Source organism: Neosynechococcus sphagnicola sy1, assembly GCF_000775285.1.
Taxonomy (GTDB): Bacteria; Cyanobacteriota; Cyanobacteriia; order Neosynechococcales; family Neosynechococcaceae; genus Neosynechococcus; species Neosynechococcus sphagnicola.
On record NZ_JJML01000048.1, the window covers coordinates 1 to 7,010 of the forward strand.

Genomic DNA, 7,010 nt, shown 5'->3' on the forward strand with positions numbered 1-7,010 from the left:
ATCGCTTTTGTTGAACTCGCTCAGTTTCTTTCTCAGGGGGATGCAGTGTTTTTTTAAAGGGTCAAGTTCAGCTTCTGAAGCATCCGAAACATTGTCGTTATGCTGACTCGAACCCCAACTGCTTCGTCTAACAGATCACACAGTTCGCTCAAGGTGGCATCATTATTTGTCTCAACTAAGCCACTCAACACAGCCAGATGCTCAGCACTGAGTTTGCTGGGGGTTTGTTCTGTTCGCTGCTTCGGACGGATAGTCCCGGTCTCTCGATATTGCTTCGTTAGTTTGCGTACAAAGCTGTATGCTACATGAAACTGTTCGGCTAGCTTGCGTTGAGAGGTCTTCCCGTCTATGTATCTCTCAACTATTTTTCTCCGCAAGTCTTCAGAATATGGGCGCACGTTTATCTAGATTAACAGTGGATTCCTATATCTTACCTCGCCAGCCCTACTAGGCTGAAAAACGCTATAGAATATGTCATGTCATCACCTGATTTGGATCAGCAGTCAAGAGATCGGGAAGCGATAGAAGTCTTTGAATTAATCCGCCCAATTTCTGAACAATGGGGATTCGACAAGTCTGAACTTTATGCGTTTCCTAAAACAAAGCGAAAAGGAATTTATTACATTTATACTCTGAAGAGAAATCCTGATGGAAAGTGGGCGTACGAACAGCATTTATCAAAAGTGCATATAAATGATTAATTGTCTAACTAATCTGGTGCAGCGGATTGACCAATGCCGTTTGTGGTGCTACAAAAGTATCGGCAACTGTTGACCAGAGCCGTTATGTGTTTTGAACAAACTGTTTGTCATCCAAAGTGGCAACAACTTTGGATAAAGATATTGTGCTATGCATAAAAATCGAGATACATACATATCAAATCACGAGAGGAAATTGAATATGAATGGCAGTACGACAACCACCAGTGGCAAATGTCCGGTGGTGCACGGCGGTGTTACGACCACCAGCATGTCGAACATGGAATGGTGGCCCAAGGCACTCAACCTCGATATTTTGAGTCAGCACGATAGCAAGACCAACCCGATGGGAGTGGACTTCAACTATCGGGGAGCGGTTAAGAAACTTGACGTAACCGCGCTCAAAAAAGACCTGCTCGCGCTGATGACAGACAGCCAAGGCTGGTGGCCGGCGGACTGGGGTCACTATGGTGGTCTGATGATCCGCATGTCCTGGCATGCAGCGGGCACCTATCGGATCGCGGATGGTCGCGGCGGTGCGGGTACCGGTAATCAACGCTTTGCACCCATCAACTCCTGGCCGGACAACATTAACCTGGACAAAGCGCGCCGACTGCTCTGGCCGATCAAGCAGAAATACGGCAACAAGCTCAGTTGGGCAGATCTGATTGCCTACGCAGGCACCATCGCCTATGAGTCTATGGGGCTAAAGACCTTCGGCTTTGCCTTTGGACGGGAAGACATCTGGCATCCCGAAAAAGATATCTACTGGGGTTCGGAGAAGGAATGGCTCGCTCCCAGCAACAATCCCAACAGCCGCTATTCTGGTGAGCGGGATCTGGAAAATCCGCTAGCTGCCGTGATGATGGGGCTGATCTACGTCAACCCCGAAGGCGTGGACGGCAATCCTGACCCACTCAAGACCGCTCATGATGTGCGGGTAACCTTTGCCCGTATGGCCATGAATGACGAAGAAACCGTCGCCCTCACCGCCGGTGGCCACACGGTGGGCAAATGCCACGGTAACGGCGATGCTGCGTTGCTCGGCGCGGAACCCGAAGCTGCCGATGTCGAAAAACAGGGGTTGGGATGGCATAACAAGACCCATCGCGGCATTGGGCGCGACACCGTGACCAGCGGCATTGAAGGCGCATGGACGACCTATCCCACCCGATGGGACAACGGTTATTTCCACATGCTGCTGAATTACGACTGGGAACTTAAGAAGAGTCCGGCAGGGGCGTGGCAGTGGGAACCCATCAATGTCAAAGAAGAAGACAAACCCGCTGATGTTGAAGACCCCACAATCCGCCGCAACTTGGTCATGACCGATGCCGACATGGCCATGAAGATGGATCCTGAGTATCGGAAGATTTCCGAACGGTTCTACCATGACCCCGACTACTTTGCTGACGTCTTTGCGCGAGCCTGGTTCAAACTGACCCACCGGGATATGGGGCCAAAGACTCGTTACATTGGCCCCGATGTGCCGCAAGAAGACCTAATCTGGCAGGATCCGATTCCCGCCGGGAACGCCAGCTATGATGTTCAGTCCGTGAAGGCCAGAATTGCAGCAGGCGGTCTGAGCATCAGCGAAATGGTATGCACCGCTTGGGACAGTGCCAGAACTTTCCGGGGTTCGGACAAGCGTGGGGGGGCTAACGGGGCACGTATCCGCCTGACCCCGCAGAAGGATTGGGCAGGCAACGAACCTGCCCGTCTGGCCAAGGTGCTGGCCGTCCTGGAAGGCATCTCGGCGGATACCGGTGCTAGTGTTGCGGATGTCATCGTGCTGGCGGGTAATATCGGTGTCGAGCGGGCTGCCAAGGCTGCTGGTTTTGATATTACCGTTCCCTTCTTCCCTGGTCGGGGTGACGCAACGAACGAGATGACCGATGCCGAATCGTTCGAACCTCTTGAACCCATCCACGATGGCTATCGTAACTGGCTCAAGCAGGACTATGCCGTCAAACCTGAAGAGCTGATGCTCGATCGCACCCAACTGATGGGGTTGACAGCCCCTGAGATGACGGTGCTGGTTGGCGGTATGCGTGTGCTAGGTAGCAACTATGGCGGCACTAAGCACGGTGTGTTCACCGATCGCGAAGGCGTCTTAACCAACGACTTCTTTGTGAACCTGACGGATATGAACTACCTATGGAAGCCAGCCGGTAATAACCTGTATGAAATCTGCGATCGCAAGACGGATCAGGTCAAGTGGACGGCGACACGGGTGGATCTTGTCTTCGGCTCCAACTCGATCCTGCGTGCCTATGCCGAAGTCTACGCGCAGGATGATAACAAAGAAAAGTTCGTGCAGGACTTCGTGGCAGCCTGGACGAAGGTGATGAATGCCGACCGCTTTGATCTGGCCTAACCCTTAATATGCATCTCCACGCTGTTCATGATCGCAGCGTGGGGATAGGTATATAGCTGTGTCCAGATTGATCCCGCGATTGAACCTAAGCAGTCATAATAAAAGCTACTTAGAAGGCAATAAACCACATAACAAGGCGCTACACTCGGACGGCAACTCCGCTACGCTACATTGCCGCCGGTGAGCTTTGTCGTTAGACCTCAAGTCCTTGATTGTGATGTAGCTTGGATTTTGAGGGAAAGAGTGGGTTTGGCAGCGTAAGGCTATAGCTTTGAGCTTATCGATTTGCAACCAACGGCACTCAGCACGATTCATTCGATGGAACAACAGAAGCTAAAGGAGAATGCGATCGCCCATTGATTCCTCACTCAGGGCGCAGCAAACTCTCTGGCATTTGCTGCAGAATGCGCTCAAAGATGGCTGTGTTGTTTAGTCCCCGGGTTAATACCAGCGCACCTTGAATCAGCGCGATCGCCTCTTCAGCGCGTTGACGGGCAGTAATCGGCGTGATGCCAGCATCCACTAATACAGCCGCCACACTATCAATCCAGAGGTTGAGCGCTCGTTGCACGCGCTCCTGAAATAACTCATGTGCCTCTCCGACACTGAGGAGTGCTAATAAACAATCCTGCTGACCCTGTTGGTAAAAGGCATCGACATTTTGGTTCATTGCCTGGATGCGATCACCGGGTGGGCGATTGCTGCGCAAAGGGGCTAACAAATTCTCCTTCAGCGCCTGAGTAACATAATCCAAAACGGCATCGGCCATCTCTTCCTTGCCATTGGGGAAATAGTGATAGAGACTGGCTCGCTTCAACCCGGTTGCCTCAGAAAACCGGGTAATGCTAGCCCCTTCATAGCCATATTCCTGAAATACTGCCATCAACTGGGGGATGACTTCTGCTTTAGCCATGGGTTGACCTCAAAAAAGTTTTGCGTTCCTACTTGACAGCTTACCAAACGTTCGGTAATTTGAATGTATACCGAACGTTTGGCAAAGACAAAGCAGTGCGGTATAACCTACAAGGAGAAAATTGATGAGATCCCCATTTAAAGAACGCTTGACGGTGATTACAGGAGCATCAGGTGGCATTGGCTATGCCTTCGCCAAATTATTGGCAAAGCAAGGCGCAAGATTGGTGCTGGTTTCTAGGGACGTTAGGCAACTGGAAACCGTGAAGCAAGAACTTGCACCTTTGACAGACTACATTCAGGTGATTGGTGCAGATCTATCTACTACTGAAGCCTGCGACGAGTTGATTCAACAATTGGAGCGGTTGCCCTATCCGGTAGAGGTTCTGATCAACAATGCTGGCGCTGGTGCCTCTGGCTATACGGTTGATCAACCCTGGTCGCGGCTGAATAACTTGTGTCAACTGAATATGGTGAGCCTGACCCATCTCAGCCATTGGGCGGCTAGCCAGATGAAAAAACGTCGGACGGGATACATTCTCAATGTGTCGGCTGTATTGGCTTGTGAACCTGTACCCTTCTTTGGGGTTTACAGCGCAACCAAGGCGTTTGTCACCAGTTTCTCGATCACCCTTTATCAGGAAATGAAACGCTTCAACGTAGTCGTTTCCTGTCTGCACCCACCCGCAACGGCAACGGCGTTTGGACAAGACGCTGAAATTCTCGATTCTCGTGCACTTCAGCTCTTCAATCTAATGCATTCCACGTTGAGTGCGGAACAGGTCGCCAAAGTAGGACTGCGCGGTTTGGCGGCACGCCGACCCAGTGTGGTTGCCGGTCTGCTGGGCAAGGTGATCTATGCATCTGCGGCGTTCATTCCCAGATTTCTGGGCTTATGGCTGATGGAGTTTCTGTTCAAAACCGAGCAAGCCGTACCCCGCTCAATGGATTTGAGAAGCATCTGAGACCGAAAGGTCGTGATGCATTGTATTGCTGCAAATGAATGCATCACGGATCAGCCCTCTCAAACCAGGACTGCCCGCCGATCAATGGCAAATTCCGTACAAAACTCAAGTGTGCAAAACTCAAGGAGCAACATCATGACGACCTACAACACCATTTCGATTGACGGCTTGAATATTTTCTATCGGGAAGCAGGTTCTAGGGAAAATCCTACCATTGTCCTCCTGCATGGCTATCCGGCATCCTCACACATGTATCGAGATCTGATCACTGAGTTATCTGATCAGTTTCACCTGATTGCACCGGATTACCCTGGGTTTGGCAACAGCGATACACCGCCGATCGATCAATTTGAATATAGTTTTGATCATCTCGCTGACATTACTGAGCATTTTCTCCAGGCTCTGGGTTTAACTCAATTTAGTCTCTATGTGCAAGATTACGGCGCACCCGTAGGGTTTCGGATTGCCACCCGCCATCCCGAATGGATTCAGGCACTGATTGTGCAGAATGGTAATGCTTATGAGGAAGGGCTGACCCCAGCTTGGCAAGCCTTTCGTAATCTGTGGAGCGATCGCACCGAAGCCACCGAAGCACCCGTGCGCGATTTTCTGAAGCGGGATACGACGATTTTCTTTTACACAGCAGGGGTGCGCGATCGCCAGAGTATCAACCCTGACAACTGGAATCTCGACCAGTCCTTCTTGGATCGCCCAGAGAATGCGGCTGCCCAACTGGAACTGTTCTACAACTACCGGGCAAACCTGGAGCAGTATCCCCAGTGGCATAAATATTTCCGCACTCACCAACCACCCACGCTGATTGTTTGGGGCAAAAACGATCCGTTTTTTGGTCCGGAGGGTGCCCATGCATTCCAACGCGATCTGAAAAAATAGCGAAGTGCATCTCCTTGATACGGGGCACTTTGTCCTGGATGAAGAGGGACAGGCGATCGCTGCTCACATTCGCCGCTTTCTTCCGGCTCACCTGGGTTAGCAGATCAACGCTTAGCAAGTGGCTGAGTTAGGTCGGTTTTTACAAAGCCGGTTGCTAAGGTTACATGTGCAGCTATCGATTCAATTCATTCTCGCTATCGATAGAGTACACCGAGATCAGAAAACGACGCGAGGGTAAGGTAGAGTTTCAAACTATTATTGGCAATGGATTGTTGTGCCGAACTCAGTCAAACTGCTGCCATTGCCCCCAGCCGTCAGGCTCTGCTGGAAGCATTTCAGCAAGTGCTTATGCAAGGTGTATATTGGCGGGGTGTTGAGGCAATTATGAACCTTGTTGCTAAAGCCCCGAGATTTCCAGAGGCGTTACCCTGGCTGAAAAAGCAAGTTTTGGAAGGCCGACGTAGCAGAGTTTATCGGGAAGCATTGGAAGCGATCGCCCAACATTACCATGACGACCTCGCTACCCTGCCCTGGTTGAAGGACTGTTTCCAAGCCGATCAACAGGAAGATGTACGTTCTGCGGTGGTCAGCGCGATCGAATTTTTTTACTCCAATGACCTCGATGAACAAATGCGACAGAGCGTTCAGATTTTTGTGTAAGCCTTGAGATCGTCAATAGTTGAAGCGTCCTGGAAATAGGATAGCAAAATGTGACAAGGCTGCTTTCCAGTTCTTAATTGGTCGGTTCCATCGCTTGGCAATGTTGTTCATTGCCAAATACATCAACTTGAACACGGACTCCTCATCTGGGAACACAGCCTTGGTCTTAATTACCTTGCGCAATGAGCGATTGAGCGACTCAATGGCATTGGTGGTGTAGATGACTTTGCGAATATCCATTGGATCATCAAAGATGGGAATGACGTTGTCCCAATGCCGAATCCAAATCTGGCTAATCGCCGGATAAAGGGCATCCCATTTGGTTGAAAACGCATCTAGGGCTGCTTCGGCCTCCTCAAGCGTGGTGGCTTGATAGATTGGCTTCAGGTCTGCCGCTACCGCTTTAGCATCCTTCCAAGGAACGTAGCGCAGGCAATTGCGAATCAGATGCACGATACATAGCTGAACTTGAGTTTTGGGATACAGTGCCTCGATTGCCTGGGG

Annotated in this window: 6 protein-coding genes and 1 pseudogene; 4 read left to right on the plus strand and 3 right to left on the minus strand. The window is 50.8% G+C overall.

Annotation, left to right across the window (positions count from 1 at the left end):
* Nucleotides 1-53: 53 nt before the first annotated feature.
* The gene (locus tag DO97_RS30355; RefSeq protein WP_036530315.1) at nt 54-398 is read right to left on the minus strand and encodes a helix-turn-helix domain-containing protein; all 345 of its coding nucleotides are present in this window, start codon (nt 396-398) and stop codon (nt 54-56) included.
* Nucleotides 399-900: 502 nt separating this feature from the next.
* On the opposite strand from DO97_RS30355, the gene katG reads away from it, so the two are divergent.
* A complete protein-coding gene (gene katG, locus DO97_RS16915) occupies nt 901-3,075 on the plus strand; it encodes a catalase/peroxidase HPI (RefSeq protein WP_036535697.1) in 2,175 nt (724 codons plus the stop codon).
* A 364-nt stretch (nt 3,076-3,439) separates the two neighbouring features.
* Here katG and DO97_RS16920 read toward each other — a convergent pair whose 3' ends face one another.
* Nucleotides 3,440-3,988 (minus strand): TetR/AcrR family transcriptional regulator, encoded by a 549-nt coding sequence (locus DO97_RS16920; protein WP_036535699.1) that lies wholly within the window; start codon nt 3,986-3,988, stop codon nt 3,440-3,442.
* A 124-nt stretch (nt 3,989-4,112) separates the two neighbouring features.
* On the opposite strand from DO97_RS16920, the gene DO97_RS16925 reads away from it, so the two are divergent.
* The 3 genes and pseudogenes from DO97_RS16925 to DO97_RS16935 all read left to right on the plus strand — a co-directional run bounded on the left by DO97_RS16925 (nt 4,113) and on the right by DO97_RS16935 (nt 6,506).
* Nucleotides 4,113-4,952: an SDR family NAD(P)-dependent oxidoreductase gene (locus DO97_RS16925; RefSeq protein ID WP_036535702.1), complete on the plus strand. Its 840-nt coding sequence runs from the start codon at nt 4,113-4,115 to the stop codon at nt 4,950-4,952.
* A gap of 135 nt (nt 4,953-5,087) precedes the next feature.
* A pseudogene (locus DO97_RS16930) lies at nt 5,088-5,946 on the plus strand (alpha/beta fold hydrolase).
* A gap of 164 nt (nt 5,947-6,110) precedes the next feature.
* Nucleotides 6,111-6,506, plus strand: a complete 396-nt coding sequence (locus DO97_RS16935) for a HEAT repeat domain-containing protein (RefSeq protein ID WP_036535705.1) — start codon at nt 6,111-6,113, stop codon at nt 6,504-6,506.
* Nucleotides 6,507-6,518: 12 nt separating this feature from the next.
* Here the strand turns inward: DO97_RS16935 and DO97_RS16940 are convergent.
* Nucleotides 6,519-7,010, minus strand: a 492-nt coding sequence (locus tag DO97_RS16940; RefSeq protein WP_036535707.1) for an IS256 family transposase, incomplete at its 5' end; no start/stop codon positions are given.

What these genes read in the sequence shown, in the direction of transcription:
- katG (WP_036535697.1), top strand. Translation starts at nt 901, where the DNA reads ATGAATGGCAGTACGACAACCACCAGTGGCAAATGTCCGGTGGTGCAC.
- DO97_RS16920 (WP_036535699.1), bottom strand. Translation starts at nt 3,988, where the DNA reads ATGGCTAAAGCAGAAGTCATCCCCCAGTTGATGGCAGTATTTCAGGAA.
- DO97_RS16925 (WP_036535702.1), top strand. Translation starts at nt 4,113, where the DNA reads ATGAGATCCCCATTTAAAGAACGCTTGACGGTGATTACAGGAGCATCA.
- DO97_RS16935 (WP_036535705.1), top strand. Translation starts at nt 6,111, where the DNA reads ATGGATTGTTGTGCCGAACTCAGTCAAACTGCTGCCATTGCCCCCAGC.